At 67.6% G+C, this 13337-nt stretch carries 14 protein-coding genes; 11 read left to right on the top strand and 3 right to left on the bottom strand.

The features are described 5' to 3' along the window. Nucleotides 1-15 precede the first annotated feature (15 nt). From ACZ5BU_RS29240 to ACZ5BU_RS29250, 3 genes are read left to right on the top strand one after another with little or no spacing between them, the layout of a single operon-like run. Nucleotides 16-1197, top strand: a complete 1182-nt coding sequence (locus ACZ5BU_RS29240) for a mandelate racemase/muconate lactonizing enzyme family protein (RefSeq protein ID WP_465703654.1) — start codon at nucleotides 16-18, stop codon at nucleotides 1195-1197. Next, nucleotides 1194-1532, top strand: a complete 339-nt coding sequence (locus tag ACZ5BU_RS29245) for an L-rhamnose mutarotase (RefSeq protein WP_465703655.1) — start codon at nucleotides 1194-1196, stop codon at nucleotides 1530-1532. Before ACZ5BU_RS29240 ends, ACZ5BU_RS29245 begins: the two co-directional genes overlap by 4 nt. Beyond that, a complete protein-coding gene (locus tag ACZ5BU_RS29250; protein WP_465703656.1) occupies nucleotides 1529-2365 on the top strand; it encodes an amidohydrolase family protein in 837 nt (278 codons plus the stop codon). Before ACZ5BU_RS29245 ends, ACZ5BU_RS29250 begins: the two co-directional genes overlap by 4 nt. On the opposite strand, the gene ACZ5BU_RS29255 is transcribed toward ACZ5BU_RS29250, so the two are convergent. Then, complete coding sequence (locus ACZ5BU_RS29255) at nucleotides 2350-3132, bottom strand: FadR/GntR family transcriptional regulator (protein WP_465703657.1); 783 nt, start codon at nucleotides 3130-3132, stop codon at nucleotides 2350-2352. The genes ACZ5BU_RS29250 and ACZ5BU_RS29255 overlap by 16 nt on opposite strands. Nucleotides 3133-3237: 105 nt before the next feature. Between ACZ5BU_RS29255 and ACZ5BU_RS29260 the strand changes: the two genes are divergently transcribed. Continuing rightward, nucleotides 3238-4737, top strand: coding sequence for an MFS transporter (locus ACZ5BU_RS29260; protein WP_465703658.1), 1500 nt, complete (start codon nucleotides 3238-3240; stop codon nucleotides 4735-4737). A 10-nt stretch (nucleotides 4738-4747) separates the two neighbouring features. On the opposite strand, the gene ACZ5BU_RS29265 is transcribed toward ACZ5BU_RS29260, so the two are convergent. Further along, nucleotides 4748-5992, bottom strand: a complete 1245-nt coding sequence (locus ACZ5BU_RS29265; RefSeq protein ID WP_465703659.1) for an MFS transporter — start codon at nucleotides 5990-5992, stop codon at nucleotides 4748-4750. A gap of 399 nt (nucleotides 5993-6391) precedes the next feature. On the opposite strand from ACZ5BU_RS29265, the gene ACZ5BU_RS29270 reads away from it, so the two are divergent. Genes ACZ5BU_RS29270 through ACZ5BU_RS29280 form a run of 3 tightly spaced genes read left to right on the top strand, consistent with a single transcriptional unit; the run spans nucleotide 6392 to nucleotide 9226 of the window. Next, nucleotides 6392-7081, top strand: coding sequence for a class I SAM-dependent methyltransferase (locus ACZ5BU_RS29270; protein ID WP_465703660.1), 690 nt, complete (start codon nucleotides 6392-6394; stop codon nucleotides 7079-7081). Between the two features lie 22 nt (nucleotides 7082-7103). Beyond that, nucleotides 7104-8114: a hypothetical protein gene (locus ACZ5BU_RS29275; RefSeq protein ID WP_465703661.1), complete on the top strand. Its 1011-nt coding sequence runs from the start codon at nucleotides 7104-7106 to the stop codon at nucleotides 8112-8114. After that, nucleotides 8114-9226 carry a metallopeptidase TldD-related protein gene (locus ACZ5BU_RS29280; protein WP_465703662.1) on the top strand — a complete coding sequence of 371 codons (1113 nt, stop codon included), beginning with the start codon at nucleotides 8114-8116 and terminating at the stop codon, nucleotides 9224-9226. The genes ACZ5BU_RS29275 and ACZ5BU_RS29280 overlap by 1 nt, the downstream gene beginning before the upstream one ends. A gap of 7 nt (nucleotides 9227-9233) precedes the next feature. On the opposite strand, the gene ACZ5BU_RS29285 is transcribed toward ACZ5BU_RS29280, so the two are convergent. Next, nucleotides 9234-9809 carry a hypothetical protein gene (locus ACZ5BU_RS29285; RefSeq protein WP_465703663.1) on the bottom strand — a complete coding sequence of 192 codons (576 nt, stop codon included), beginning with the start codon at nucleotides 9807-9809 and terminating at the stop codon, nucleotides 9234-9236. Nucleotides 9810-10071: 262 nt separating this feature from the next. Between ACZ5BU_RS29285 and ACZ5BU_RS29290 the strand changes: the two genes are divergently transcribed. The 4 genes from ACZ5BU_RS29290 (at nucleotide 10072) to ACZ5BU_RS29305 (ending at nucleotide 13336) form a co-directional block, all read left to right on the top strand. Beyond that, complete coding sequence (locus tag ACZ5BU_RS29290; protein ID WP_465703664.1) at nucleotides 10072-11331, top strand: nucleotide sugar dehydrogenase; 1260 nt, start codon at nucleotides 10072-10074, stop codon at nucleotides 11329-11331. 141 nt (nucleotides 11332-11472) lie between these two features. After that, nucleotides 11473-11628: a hypothetical protein gene (locus tag ACZ5BU_RS29295; RefSeq protein ID WP_465703665.1), complete on the top strand. Its 156-nt coding sequence runs from the start codon at nucleotides 11473-11475 to the stop codon at nucleotides 11626-11628. Nucleotides 11629-11671: 43 nt separating this feature from the next. Continuing rightward, nucleotides 11672-11827 carry a hypothetical protein gene (locus ACZ5BU_RS29300; protein ID WP_465703666.1) on the top strand — a complete coding sequence of 52 codons (156 nt, stop codon included), beginning with the start codon at nucleotides 11672-11674 and terminating at the stop codon, nucleotides 11825-11827. Nucleotides 11828-12022: 195 nt separating this feature from the next. After that, on the top strand, nucleotides 12023-13336 hold the full coding sequence (locus ACZ5BU_RS29305; protein ID WP_465703667.1) for a protoporphyrinogen/coproporphyrinogen oxidase: 1314 nt from the start codon (nucleotides 12023-12025) through the stop codon (nucleotides 13334-13336). Nucleotide 13337: the final 1 nt, after the last annotated feature.

The following is a 13337-nucleotide window of genomic DNA, read 5'->3' on the forward strand; positions in this document are numbered from 1 at the left end:
CAAGGAGAAGCAGATATGAAGATCACCGGATACCGCAGCCTCAGCACGGTCCACGACTGGGGGAGACTTACCGGCGACGTCAACGGTGTGCAGAGCGTCGAGACCACACCCGTACCCGTCCTGATCCTGGAGACCGACGAAGGTATCGAAGGAGTGGGCGTCGGTGCTCACGGCGACATCGCCCGGGTGTTTCCCGCCATCGACGGAGAGGATCCACGATCGGTCGTCGCGCTCTACGACCGGATGCTCGACTGGGTGTTCAAGACCGGCCATTCCGGCTCCGTGTTCGGCACGATCGGTGCCATGGACATGGCCTTGTGGGACATCAAGGCCAAGGCGGCGGGGGAGCCGCTCTGGCGGACGCTCGGGGCCCGCGAACGTTTTGTTCCCGGCTACGCGTCCGGTCTCGAGTACGGCCTGACCGAGGAGGAGCTCGCCGAGCTGTACGGCCGGTTCGCGGATCGCGGGTTCAAGGCCGGCAAGGTGAAGGGCGGTCGCGACCTGGATCGTGACCTGCCCCGGCTGGAGATCGTCCGGGACGTGCTCAGCCGCAACTCGCGCCGTCCGGCCCTCATGCTCGACGCCAACGAGTCGTGGAACGCGGCACAGGCCGCGCGCTATGTGGCTGCTGTCGAAGCTCACCTGGATCTCACCTGGGTGGAGGAACCGCTGCGCAGATGGGACGCGGCCGGACTGGCCGCGCTGCGCGGAAAGGTTCGTGCGGCGATCGCCAGCGGTGAGAACCTGACCGGGCTCGAGCAGTACCGCCCGCTGCTGGACGCCGGAGCGCTCGACATCGTCCAGGTCGGGAACGTCTGGGGTATCACCCACTTCCTCCGGGTGGCGACGCTGGCGCACGGGCACGACCTTCCGGTGAGCCCCGTCGCGTACAACGCGAATCCGATCGCGCACGCGGCCGCCGCCGTACCCAACCTGCTGACGTACGAGGTCCAGGATCTGCACTTCCCCGTGGGGCTGGACGTCGACCAGGAGTTCGACGACGGAGGGATCATCCTGGGCGACCGGCCGGGGCTCGGCATCGTGGTCGACGAGTCCAAGATGTCGACGGGTGGTTCCGCGGCGGTCGTCGCCGCAGCGACCGGACCGCACATCCGGCCTGGGCGCGCCGCGCTGCGGCTGGTGGCCGAGCCGGACGTGATCGACGTTCCCGCCGTACCGCTGAGGCCGGTCTCGTGACGCGCGAACCGGAGCGCCGGGCGTTCGTCGTCGGCGTACGGCCCGAGAAGCGCGAGGAGTACCTGGAGTTGCATCGCGCGGTCTGGCCCGGAGTCGAGCAGAAGCTGATCGAGTGCAACGTGAGCAACTACAGCATCTTCGTCTTCGGGGACATCTTGTTCGCGTACTACGAGTACGTCGGCGACGACCATGACGCCGACATGCAGCGGATCGCGGACGACCCGGTTTCGCAGGAGTGGTGGACGCACACCGATCCGTGCCAGGTCAGGATCGCCGAGGAACGGAACCCCGGCGCGTTATGGCAACCCCTCGACGAAGTGTGGCACCTCGGATGACGCTCGGCATCGACGCGCATGTGCACCTGTGGAATCGAGCACTGGACCCGCAGGACTGGATCGATCCGCAGACGATGGCGCCGATCGCCCGCGACTTCGGCTCGCCGGACCTCGGTGCCATGCTTGCTTCGACGGGACTCGAGCGTGCGCTCGTCGTACAGTCGAGCAACAGCCTGGAGGAGAGTGTCCGGCTTGCCCAGCTGGATCCGGCGGTGGTCGCGGGTCTGATCTGTTGGGTCGACCTCACCGCGGAGCTCGGTCCTCAACTCGATCGGATCCGCCGGGACGCGACCGTTCCCGTGGTGGGTGTGCGGCATCTGGTCCACATCGACCCCGATCCCGAGTGGATGCTGCGGGAGGACGTCGGCCGCGGCCTCGCCGCTCTCGAGCGTGAGGGACTTTGCTTCGACCTGGTCGTGCGCGACTGGCAACTCCCGCAGGCGGCCGTCGTGAGCACTCGCCACGAGGGGCTGCACTTCGTGCTCGACCACCTCGGCGGTCCGCCTGCACCTGGACTGTACGAACGTGAGTGGGCGGCCGGCCTGCGCGAACTGGCCGGCCGGCCGAACGTCGCCGCGAAGATCTCGGGCCTCGTTTCCGGCCTGGCTCCGGGTTCGTGGCGTGCAGAAGATCTCGCCGATCGGGTGACGACCGCGCTTGAGACGTTCGGGCCGGATCGCCTTATGTACGGGTCGGATTGGCCACTAGCCGAACTCGGCGGTGGAGCGGCGGCCTGGAAGGCGGCGGTGGACAGCCTGCTGGCGGGACTGTCCGAGGCAGAACGCCAACGGGTGCTCGGTGGCAGCGCGGCCGAGGTCTATTGCCTTCGCTGACCGCGCTTCCTGGTGCGCGGCCGGGGGGCGTGCCCGGGCAGCCGGCGACGTTCCCACGACCCGCGAATGTGCTCGAGCATGGCCTTCTCGGCGGTGGCCACGTCGTTGCGCGCGATGGCCTTCACGATTGCCTCGTGTTCCTTGAGGGTGACGGCCACCGCGTCAGGCGGGTTGATGCCCTGGTAACGGCTGGACTCTACAGCGCGTTTGTAGATGTGTTTGGCGATGTTCTCCGCCAGCCGGTTCCCGGAGATCTCCATGACCGCGTAATGGAAGATCACGTCCGCCTGCCGGAACGAGTCCGTCTCCGACTCGCTCTCCCGCATGGCCGTCAACGCGTTCTCCAGCCGCCTGAGCTCATCCGTGCTGTGCGATTTGGCGACCGCCCCGGCCATCGCCGACTCGAGGCTCGCGCGTACGACCGTCAGCTCGTCGAGGACGCCGAGGCTCTCGTCGTTGTCGATCAGGGCCGACAGCACGATCGGGTCGAGCATGTTCCAGTACCCCGGCGCACGTACCTGAGTACCCCTGCCCTGTGAGACGGTCACCAGACCCTTCTCCTCGAGGCGCTTCACCGACTCACGCAGCACCGTCCGGCTCACGCCGAAATGCTCGCTCAGCGGCCCCTCCGGCGGAAGCAGATCGCCTTCCTTCAACCGCCCGGTCACGATGAGATCCACAAGTTCGGCAACAACCGAGACGCCGAGCCGCCCCACGGGCAGCCGCCGCGGGATCAACTGCGCCGTGTGAATCGAGTCTTTCGCCATACGTATGATCTTATCTGGTCGGTTTCCTCTAGGTACCTAGTGTGCGCAAGCAACTAGCGTCCTCGCGTACCTACTTCCACGCCACGTCTTTCCGAGGAGACGACCATGTCCGACGCCGGCCGTACGGCACGAGAGTCACAGGCTGATCCAGCACCGTCCGTCTCTGGTGGGACGGGAGTCGCGGGAGGGGTCCGCCGGCCCGGCCTCGTGCTGGCGTTCTTGTCGATCGCACAGTTCATGGTGTTCCTCGATGTGAGCATCGTGAATGTCGCGTTGCCCTCGATCGAGAAGGCGCTGCGGATCAACGAGGCGAACCTGCCCTATGTCGTGACTCTGTACGGCACGGTCCTGGGCGGGTGTCTGCTGTTCGGCTCTCGCCTGGCCGACATGTTCGGCCGCCGGCGGATGCTGCAGATCGGCCTTGCGGTCTTCGGGACCGCGTCCCTGGCGGCCGGCATCGCGCAGGACCAGAGCCTGCTGTTCGCCGCCCGGGGGCTGCAGGGCCTCGGCTCGGCCATGATCGCGCCCGCCGCACTCTCGACGCTGACCACCACGTTTGTCGGTGGCCGGGAGCGTGCCAAGGCGCTGGGCGTCTGGGGAGCATTGACCGGGATCGCGTCGGTGGCCGGTGTGACTCTCGGTGGGGTGTTGTCCGATGGGCCGGGCTGGCGGTGGATCTTCTTCATCAACGTACCGATCGCCCTGGCCACCGTGCTGCTGGCGCCCCGCGTACTGCCGGAGAGCCGCGGCCCGCGACGCCGCTTCGACACCCTCGGCGTAGTGCTGCTCACCGGCGGACTGCTGACCCTGCTGTACGCGCTCGAGGAGGCCATCAGCCACGGCTGGACCGACCCGGTCGTTGTGGCCAGCCTCGGCATCGCCGCGCTGCTGTTGATCGGTTTCGGATTCGTCGAGCGCCGCGTGGCCGCGCCGCTGGTGCCTTTCGACGTGTTCGCCGCCCGCACTCTGCGCTACGCCAACCTGGCCACTCTGTTCCTGCTGGGGACGGTGGTGACGGTCTTCTTCTTCGCCAGCCTGTTCCTGCAGCAGGTTCTGAACTACTCGCCGCTGCAGACCGGGCTGGCCTACGTGCCGCTCGCGCTCGTGGTCGCAGTCGGCGCCGGCCTGGCGTCGGGGCTCGTTGCGAAGGTCCCCGGCAAGGTCGTCCTCGCGATCGGGCTGGTCATGGTAGCCACCGCGCTGCTGTTGCTGGCCCGGATGCCGAGCTCGGCCTCGTATCTCACCGCCGTACTCCCGGTCTTCGTGCTCACCGGGCTCGGCATGGGACTCTCGTTCGTCCCGCTCCAGATCGCCGCCCAGGTAGGCGTCCCCGAAGAGCGCGCCGGGCTCGCAGCCGGTCTGATCAACACCAGCCAGGAAGTCGGCGGCGCCCTCGGCGTCGCGGTCGCGGCCACGTACGCGTTCCGCAACGTCGACAAACTCACCGCCGCAGCCGCCGGCAACCCACACCTGATCGACGCCGCCCGCACCACCGTCTTCCACAACGGCTTCACCGCCGGCACCACCTTCGCCCTCGCCGCCCTCCTCGTCGCCCTGTTCCTACTACCCCGCATCCCCAAGCCCGAAGGCCCCATCATCCCGTAACCCGATGGCTTCAACCCGGGCTCTGCTCCTCGTCCGCGCGAGACAGAGCGCGGACGGGACGTACTGTGAGGGTGGCGAGGGCGATGGCAACGCACGCGACCCCTGCGAGCATGATGACGGGCTGAAGACCGAAGGCCGCCCCGAGTGGACCGAACGCGAGCTGGCCGACAGGGACCGCGATCAGTGACCCGAGCATGTCGTAGGAGTAGACCCGCGCGAGCATGTCGGTGGGAATGTTCTCCTGCATGGCCAGGCTCCAGCCGATGCCGAAGACCTGGCTCCCGGCTCCCGCGAAGAAGGCCGCCAGCATTACCGGCGGCGCGTGCGACGACAGCCCGAGCGCGATCATCGGAAGCCCGAGGAGCGAGCAACCGAGCATGCCCGCCAGCAGCGGTCGTTGGAGTTTGACCTTCAGCAGGAAGAGGGTCGCCACGAGCAGGCCGACCGCCTGCGCCGACAGGATCAGGCCCCAGCCCGTCTCGCCAATCGGCGTGCTCTTGGCGACAACCGGGCCGAGGGTCCTCAGGCCTCCTTGACTGAGCGCGTTGAGCAGGCAGAACACCAGAACGACGACCCACAACCAAGTCGTCCTGGCGAACAGCGACCAGCCGGCAGAGAGGTCGGCGTACACGGACTTCCTTCCCTTGCGGGACGACGACGGCAGCTTGACCTGAGTGAGCAGCGCGGCGGCGAGGAGATACGTGAAGCCGTCGAAGGCGAGCGCCCACCCCGCACCGGCCCCGGCCACCAGCAGACCGGCGACCGTTGGGCCGAGGATGGTCAGCGCGTTGCGGACGACCGACATCAGACCGTTCGCCGACTGCAGTTGTTCGCGTGGCACGAGCTGCGGCATGACCCCGGCGATCGCCGGCATGCTGATCGCCGCGACGAGCCCGTTGACCGCGCTCAGTACGACGATCTGCCAAATCTGGGCGACTCCGAGCAGTACCAGCGCAGCGATCGCCAGCTGAGTGAGACCGGCCACGATGTTCGAGAACTGGATCACCACGGCCCGGCTGAACCGGTCCGCGATCACACCGCCGATCAGCAGCAGGGCCACCATCGGGATGCTGTGAGCGGCCAGAACGGTTCCCAGGGCGGTGGGCGAGCCGCTGGTCTCGAGCACTGCAAACGCCAACGCGATGCCGCTCATGGTCGACCCGGACAGGTTCACCAGCCGGGACAGAAAGTACCAGCGGAAGTTCGGTTCGTGCAGCGGCGCTAAAGCGTCTCGGGTCGTCTGCGTGGCGGGCACTCGCCGACCCTACTCGTCGCGGCGGCGGCAGCCGAGTATTTGCGATTTTCAGCAACGTGCGAACAGGCCCGGGCCGCTGCTAATTCACGCAGATTCGCCTGAAGTGCTTCCGTTGACACCGATTCTGGCTGCTGCGTAGCGTGATGACGACCAATTGCCGGGAGTTCTCGGAAGGAGGGCAACAATGGACGAAAAGGTCGAGGAAATCGAGATCGAAGAAGTTGAGGAAACGCTCGACTGGCAGATCTGATCAAGCGCAATGGATGGTGGGATGTTATTTCCACCATCCATTGTCTCGTTCTTTTGTTTCGATCCGATGCGAGGTGTGTGATGGCTCGGTCGCCCGCGGTTGCGGACCATCGATGTGAATCTGCGTGTGACGAGAATTATGTCCATTTCATGGAGGCGTTCCAGCCGGCCGAGCGAACGGCTGCCGAGGTTGAGCTCGTGCTGAAGCTGGCCGGGATCGGGCCCGGTGACTCGGTGGTCGACGCGGGCTGCGGGTATGGCCGGGTGGCTCTGGAGCTCGGTCGCCACGAGGTGAACGTCCTCGCGGTCGACCGGCGCCGCGACCTGCTCGACATCGCGGCCCGGCGATACGGGCATCCGCGTGTCACCTATCGCTGCGCCGATGTCACCGAGCTGGAGCCGACGGCAGATGCGCACGCCGCGATCTCCTGGTTCTCGGCGTTCGGGTACGACGACGACGAGTCGAGCCGACGGTCACTGGCCACGCTGGCCGCCAGGCTCCGACCGGGCGGCGTGCTCGTGCTGGAAACGGCCAATGCAGTGGCCTTCCACGCCGAGCTTGCAAACCGGCATCGACTCGTGAAATACGTCGACCTGGGTGACGACTGCCTGATCGACGACATGCGGCTGACCGAGCGCGGGAACCGTCTCACCGCGGACCGCCGCTATGTGCGGGCGGGGCGGACCAGCCGCTGCCAGCTGTCGCTGCGCCTGCTGACACCGGGCGACCTGGAGGGGTGGCTCCTTTCGGCTGGCTTCGGGTCGGTGGAGTTCTGCGCCCGGGACGGCGGCCGGCTGGCCATGTCGAGCCCGAACATGATTGCGATCGCCCGGAGATGATGCCGACACGAAGGAGCGTGTGATGACGACGAGTCACGAAGTCGCAGGCCGGCGCGCCGGACGGCCGGAGCTGGCCGAGATCGTTCCGCCGGCGACGTCGATCGCCCGGGAATTGGCCGGTGCGTCCGGTGCCGTCGCGTTGATGACAGGCAGCCTGACCGCCGGGCTCGGGGGTTCGACGAGTGACGTCGACATCCACCTGATCTCCCGGCAACCGGGCGACGCGACCACGCCGACGATCGTGCGCCGCGATGGCCTCCGCTTCGACATAGAGCACCGAGACTTCGCCTGGCTCGAGTCCATGCGGGCGTTCGTCGCCGGTATCGGCGGGGAGGGCCGTCGGTCGCTGCTCGAGTTGCACAGACCCAGCGTCCGGCCGGAAACGGTCACCCGGTTGTGGTACAGCATTCCCTTGCTCGAAGGTCCGGAGTACGCCGCGCTGATGACCGAGTTGCGCGATAACGAGCACGCCCTGCGGCGCTTTCTGGTCGACTTCGCGATCGTCCGAGCGATGGGTCCTCATGAGGATGCGCTGGGCGCAGTCGCGGACGGACGGTACGAGGACGCGGGACTCGCGATCTCGCGACTGGTCCACCTCGCCGTCGAGGCGTGGACCGCGAGTCACGGCAGGTATTACCTCGCGGACAAGTGGCTGGCGCGGAAGGTCCGGCAGATCGACGCCCCGGTGGCAACCCTGGACAACGTCGCCGCGACGCTGCTGAGCATCCCGCTGAGCCGGGAGGCGCAGCTGACGGCGATCGCCCGCTCGCAAGCGCTGTTGGCGGCTGCGCTCCTCAGCACCGAGAGCGCGACGTACGATTCGACGCTGAGCGACGCCTTCGACGGAACCGGCGCGCGTGCACCCGAGTGGTTGCCGGCGCGACATCCGGACGGTCGGCTCGTCGCCGTGAATCCGAACGGCCGCCTGGTGCGCCTCTCGCCGGCCGCGCTGGCCACCTGGGCACGCCTCGATGGCGGGACGCTCCGCGATGCAGGCTTTGATCGGTTGCAGGCCGCCGGCCTGGTCCGGTGATGGCGGGCGACGTACTTGTCGACGACTCGCTCAGTCTTTCCGTCGGCATTCATCAGGAGGCGGACTGGCCCCTCAGACGAATCGCCGGGGCCGTGCCACTGGACGGCGAGCCGGTGCCGGAGACAGGTGGTACGGCGAGCGGCGCCGCGGAGCTGATGGCAGTCCTCGAGGCGAACGCGACAACGTTGGTCGATGCGCTGCTGGGCGACGTTCCGGACGCCCTGCGGCTGCGCGTCGATTGTGCGGTCCGGTCGTTGATCTTCCCGGCTCGGGCGGAACATCGGGCCCGGAGCCGGATCATGATCGAGTGGGCTGCAGCCGGGGCTCCGATGGCCTGGAGTTACGGGACCGGTGGTCTCACGATGCCGCCGCCGGCGCAGGTACGGGGCTGGCTCGCACTGGCCGAGCAGGCGGGCTCCGAACCTGTGGGTGAATGCGAAGAAGGCCCCGGGACAGTGGTTCTCTCGCCGATCGTGTCCGGTGTGTTGATGCATGAGTTGATCGGTCATGCCTCGGAGCCGGACGTTCGATGCGGCTGGCGGTCGCCGGCGACGCGGGTCCATCCCGAGCTCACGGTCGCGGACGTTCCGGATCTGCCTGGTGCGTATGCGCACGCCGTACTCGATGACGTGGGTACGCCCGCTCGCCGTGCCGTCCTGGTCCGGGGCGGGCACTGGGTGACGTACGTCGGCGGCGGGTCCGAGCCGGGCACGGCGCAGAACCGCTTTCGGGAGCGTTTCGACAAACCGGCCGTGACGCGGATGACGAACATGGTCGTCGATCCGGGAAGGGCGCGCCCGGCCGACCTTGTCGGGACCGGGGCTGTCGTTGTCGCCGATGGCTGCCGGGCCGCGTCGGTCAACTCGCGCACCGGCCACTTCCGGCTGCTGGTGAGCCACGGTGCCCTGTACCAGCGAGGCGAGCGCGTTCACGCGCTCCGCAACTTCGAGCTCACCGGCACCGCCGAGGACGTTCTCTCGGCGGGGATCCTCGGTATCGCAGACGATGTCCACACATCCGCGGGTACCTGCCGTAAGCGAGGTCAGCGCTCCCCGTTCCAGGTATCGGCACCGACCATCGCCGTGGCCGGACTGGTGTGCCGGCAGCTGTGATCCCGCCTCACGCGGGACAGGCGCATTCGACGGCCTCGGACGGCGGGTGCGCGCGCAACGCGCGAGCAAGGGTGTCGGTGGCGGCGTCGACCTCCGCCCAGTACAGACCTGGGTCGGTGGCCGGCTCGAGGGACAGATCGAGCGTCGGGTAGATCGTGCCGCTGAACCCACAGGTGAGGTCGGAGGTGGTCAGCATGACCGACACACCACTGGGGACCGCGGACCGCGCGCCCCGAACCGCCGTACACAAAGCGGCCGCGGTCCGGTCGAACTCGTCCTCCGTGCGCGGCAGGAGCGCCACCCGACGCCATCCGGGCTCGAGGCCGGGAGACGACCGGTAGGCGTGGCCTTGGCAGCTGTCGTAGGTGGGTGCCTGCCAGCCGCCGGTGGTCACCGCATCGACGAGTGGCCAGACGCCGTTCTCGATCGCTGCCCGCCATTGGGGATGCGCGGGATCCAGGTCGTCGGCCTCGTGAATTCCGGGCAGGCCGACGGTATTGATGTTCCCGTCCGTGCTGCGCTTCAGGGTCGCGGCTTTCCGGGGCGCGGCCGGATTGTTCCAGCGGGCGAGGAATTCGGTCACGTCCGGCATGATGTTGGGGTTCCGGAATCGCCGGCCCAGCAGTGTGCACTTCCGTTGGGTGGGACTCGTCTGGTCTTCCATGACAACCTCCGGGTGAAGCGGCGTTCCGCGATCTTATCCACGTCCGGTCGGCGAGTATTTCCGATTTCCGCAACTCCGCCGAAATTCCCGGGTTCGTAAATCCGCAGATCCGTGGATCGGCCGCGCGGGTTCGGCGAAGCTACCAAGGCAGTGTCGTCCGTCTTTCAGGGAGGAGCCGGAAGTGGCCGAACTCTATGATCTGGCGGTGGTCGGGCTCGGTTACGCGGGTCTGCCACTGGCCATGGCCGGCGTCCGGAACGGACTGCGCGTCGTGGGTTTCGACGTCGACACACAGCGGACGGCCGGACTTGCCCAGGGGCGCAGTCATGTCGACGACATCACCGGCGCCGACATCGCCGCGGCGCTCGACCTCGGTTTCGTCCCGACCTCGGACTGCGATGCCCTCGCCGGCGCGAAGGCCGTCGTGATCTGCGTACCGACCCCGTTGCGCGACGGCGCCCCCGACCTGTCAGCCGTCCTGCAGGCCGCCCACACCGTGGCGCCCCGGATCCGGCACGGCGCGTTGGTCGTTCTCGAGTCGACGACCTTTCCAGGAACGACCCGCGAGTTGCTGCTGCCGATCCTGGCGAACGGCGGCCGCCGCGTAGGAGTGGATTTCCTCCTCGCGTACTCGCCCGAACGCATCGATCCCGGCAATCGGGACTACGGCTTGCACAACACGCCGAAGGTGGTCGGCGGTATCACCCAGGCCTGTGCGGCGGCGGCGACCGTGCTGTACGAGCGGATGGTCCAGAAGGTCGTGGAGGTCAGTACGCCGGAGGCTGCCGAGCTGACCAAACTCCTGGAGAACACCTACCGGCAGGTGAACATCGCCCTCGTCAACGAGACGGCGCGGTACTGCCACGGGCTTGGGGTGGACGTCTGGGAGGTGGTGGCGGCAGCCGGTACCAAACCCTTCGGTTTCCAGTCCTTCAGTCCCGGCCCGGGGGTGGGCGGCCACTGCACCCCGGTGGATCCGGGGTATCTCGCCTACAGCGGGCGGAGCATCGGGCAGCCGCTCCTGCTGCCCGAGTTGGCGCAAGAGATCAACGACCGGATGCCGGCCTGGATCGTCGAACGCATCGCCGCTCTGCTGCGCGACCGAGGGCAGGGCGTACGTGGCTCCAGAGTCCTGCTCCTCGGTGCCACCTACAAGGCGGACATCGCCGACGGCCGCGGTGCGCCCGCTGTCCCGGTGGCCAAGCACCTGGTCGAACTGGAGGCCGAGGTGACCTACCACGACCCGTACCTGCGCACGCTCGATGTCGGGACGTCGGTGCTCGTGTGCCAGGAATCCTTGGCAGTCGCGGTCGCGGCGGCGGACATCGTCGTACTCCTGCAGCCACATCTGGCCTACGACCTGGCGCTGCTCGCCGACAATGCCCGGCTGCTTTTCGACACGAGCGGCCGGATCGTCGGCCGTAATGTCGTTCAGCTGTGAATCCGTGTATTCATCGGCGGCTCGGTGTTGCTGATATCCGAAATATCCCGGGCGGGGATCTTGTTGACCGTCGTCAATCGCTGCGATTCACTCGGTTGTGAATGTCTATCCGATCCCTGTCAAGGGAGAAAGCAGGTAGAAATGCCGAGCACCGACGAAATTTCCTTCGGCTCGTTCGTCGAGGCGGTCAGGTCGTACGACCTGGAGGCCCTGAGCGCGAAGGACACCGCACACTCCTCGGCGGTTTCGGTGAAGCCGTGGGAGCACGTCGCCGAGCAGACCAGCGACCGCGACTGAGCAACATCCCCGCACGTTGTCCCATCGATCGAAAGGAAACACCATGCCGGCAAAGGACGAAGTCTCGTTCGGCGCGTTCGTCGATGCAGTGAAGTCGTACGACCTGGATGCGCTGAGCGCGAAGGACACCGCACACTCGGCGGCCGTCTCGGTGAAGCCGTGGGAGCACGTCACCGACCAGGCGACCGACAACGACTGATCGAAACCCTTGCAGTACCCGCGGTCGGCCGAATTCTTCGGCCGGCCGCAGGCCGGGCGGCTGACCGGCCGGACCTGAACTGCCCATTGTTCTTTCTCCCGAGATCGGATTCCTGTGATCGAGACCGTGTCTTCTCCCAGCGTTTTCGGCAGGCGCTCGGACCTGATTCACTGGGACCGGCCGGCCGATCATCACGTGCAGACCGAAACGCTGATTCTCGGTGCCGGTCTGGCCGGCCTGGCGGCCGGTTCGCTGCTCGCCGATCGAGCCGTCGTGGTCGAATCCGCGGCGCGGCCGGGCGGCCTCGTCCGCACCGAGCGGATCGGTGACTACTGGTTCGACCACGTCATTCATCTGTTGTATTTCAGCGACCCCGACGTCGCGCGCCGCATCCACGAGCTGCTCGGCGAAGTCCTGCAGCCCTGCCCGCCGACTGCCTGGGTCGAGACTGCTGACGGCGTCGCGCGTTTTCCGGTCCAGCTGAACCTTTCCGGTCTGCCCTCGGACGTACGGGCCGCGTGCATCGCGGACCTGCGCGATGCTCACCGCCGAGACGATCCGGCGGCGAACTACGAGGAACTGCTGCTCGGCGCGTTCGGGTCGCGGCTCTGTGAGTTGTTCTTCTTCCCGTACAACCGGAAGCTCTGGCGACGGCCACTGAGCGAGTTGTCGGCCTCGGGCTTCCACTGGAATCTCACCCGCCCCGGGATCGCCGAGGTCGAGCGAGGAGCCTGGACCGCGCGCCCGGCCGACGGCTACAACTCGGCCGGCTGGTACCCACGTCCCGCGCACGGCTCGCGCGGCATGGAGGTGCTGTCCGAGGCTCTTGCTGCTCAGGTCGCAGATCTGCGGACCGAGCACACCGTGATCGGCATCGACGCCGACCGGCGGGTGGTGCGGACGTCCTCGCCCAGCGGTACCACCGACTTCCACTACGCCGGGGACTGTGTCTCGACCCTGCCACTCCCGACCACGATCGAGTTGTGCCGGCAGGCCACCGGGGGCAGTCTGGCCGCGGACGTCAAGGCTCTGCCCCGCAACCGGGTGCGGTCCGTGGCCCTCGCGATCCGCGGTCCTCGTCCGGTCGGCACCGGCCATTGGCGCTACTACACCCGACAGGACGTTCCGTTCACCCGGCTGGTCTTCATGACGGAGTTCGACCCGCGGATGGCTCCGGACGACGGGTGGGGCCTGCTGGCCGAGATCATCGAACCCTCCGAAGCTTCCGCGGCCCCGGACCACGAACTGATCTCCGCGGTTCGGGACGGGGTCCGCGAGGTCGGGCTGCTGCCCGCGGGGACCGAGGTGATCGGGACCCGGGTCATCACCTGCGATCCGGCCTACGTGGTGTTCACCGACGTGGCACGCGCAGTCGCCGACGAGGCCAGGCAGTTCCTGGGTGATCGGGGGATCACCCTGCTCGGCCGGTACGGGAGCTGGACCTACTCGTCGATGTCGCAGGTGATGAGTGCGGCCTTCGCCTGGGCCGCAATTAGGACGACGTCATGAC

Source organism: Kribbella sp. NPDC031520 (assembly GCF_055580825.1).

Bases quoted from the DNA above. Each gene is read 5' to 3' on its own strand.
- ACZ5BU_RS29280 (WP_465703662.1), top strand. From the start codon at position 8,114: ATGGCGGGCGACGTACTTGTCGACGACTCGCTCAGTCTTTCCGTCGGC.
- ACZ5BU_RS29255 (WP_465703657.1), bottom strand. From the start codon at position 3,132: ATGGCGAAAGACTCGATTCACACGGCGCAGTTGATCCCGCGGCGGCTG.
- ACZ5BU_RS29275 (WP_465703661.1), top strand. From the start codon at position 7,104: ATGACGACGAGTCACGAAGTCGCAGGCCGGCGCGCCGGACGGCCGGAG.
- ACZ5BU_RS29250 (WP_465703656.1), top strand. From the start codon at position 1,529: ATGACGCTCGGCATCGACGCGCATGTGCACCTGTGGAATCGAGCACTG.
- ACZ5BU_RS29295 (WP_465703665.1), top strand. From the start codon at position 11,473: ATGCCGAGCACCGACGAAATTTCCTTCGGCTCGTTCGTCGAGGCGGTC.
- ACZ5BU_RS29300 (WP_465703666.1), top strand. From the start codon at position 11,672: ATGCCGGCAAAGGACGAAGTCTCGTTCGGCGCGTTCGTCGATGCAGTG.
- ACZ5BU_RS29270 (WP_465703660.1), top strand. From the start codon at position 6,392: ATGGAGGCGTTCCAGCCGGCCGAGCGAACGGCTGCCGAGGTTGAGCTC.
- ACZ5BU_RS29260 (WP_465703658.1), top strand. From the start codon at position 3,238: ATGTCCGACGCCGGCCGTACGGCACGAGAGTCACAGGCTGATCCAGCA.
- ACZ5BU_RS29240 (WP_465703654.1), top strand. From the start codon at position 16: ATGAAGATCACCGGATACCGCAGCCTCAGCACGGTCCACGACTGGGGG.